1 protein-coding gene is annotated in these 1,044 nt (G+C 32.4%); it reads right to left on the reverse strand.

Annotated elements, in window-relative coordinates; genetic code table 11:
- Positions 1-994: PhoPQ-activated protein PqaA family protein (locus tag G468_RS22095; protein ID WP_276324696.1), on the reverse strand; the 994-nt coding region annotated here is incomplete at its 3' end.
- Positions 995-1,044 lie beyond the last annotated feature (50 nt).

A 1,044-nucleotide genomic window follows, 5' to 3' on the forward strand; every position in this document is an offset into this window, starting at 1 on the left:
TCAGGAGCAATAACTGAGTAAAACAGTGGATCAATTTTGATTGATCGGATTTAGATAAAAAGTGGATCAGTTTTCGGTGATCGTTGACAATAAATGATATTAAAGAGGGTACGGTAAAAGCTAATATATTAATATGATTGGTATTGGGAATGATCCTTAATGATTTGGTGCCTGGCAATTTATCGTAATAAAAACGAGAATTATCTGGGGTATAAAAGTCATCACTGCTCGCATTAATAATATATTTGGGTATGCTGAGTCGGTTTTGATGATCGGAATTAAGATATTGTAGAGGATCAACTATTTGCATTAGCTTTAAAAAATGAAATGAGCCAATCATTTGATCAATTTTTTGATTATAAAAAGGAAGAAATGCGAATGGCCAATTTTTACCATAACTCCGATATACATGTTTTAGCATTTTATTAGTATTAAGGCCATCATTAGCAAAAGGAACGATGGCAGCTATATCGGGATTGGCAATAGCAGCTAACCATGCCGTACATCCTCGAGCTGATACGCCTGATACAATAAATTTATTGATATTCCATTTTTTTAATTCTTGTTTAGTAAATCGAATAGTCTGTGAAACAACGGCAGTCATAGGTATATCTAATGGTAATACTCTCCTCTCAGGATTATTCATAAATAGCGCCCAATTACGGGCAATAAGATCATATTGTTGATCATTTTCATTGAGAAATTTATTATCATCATTCGATAAAACATAGCTATTGACGATATTATTAATTGAAATAACGATAGTATTAGTTTTTTTTGCAATATCGAGAAGCATTTCTTTATTGAAATCTGGCAAAAAATCCTTGTAATTATACCTTCCCCTACTATTTATTATAATAAGAGCATATTTAGGCTTTGGTATTGTCGGAATATATATATCAAGATTATGAAACCAAGTTTGCGGAGGAACTAATTTTTCGGGTGACCATACTTGATGGTTAGGAAATTGAATCGCTTTTAAAGTGAGTAGCAAAAGCCATCCCTTATTGCAAAAAGGAGATGGGGATCGATTTATTGTGTTTA

It is taken from the genome of Arsenophonus nasoniae DSM 15247, assembly GCF_000429565.1.
GTDB lineage: Bacteria > Pseudomonadota > Gammaproteobacteria > Enterobacterales > Enterobacteriaceae > Arsenophonus > Arsenophonus nasoniae.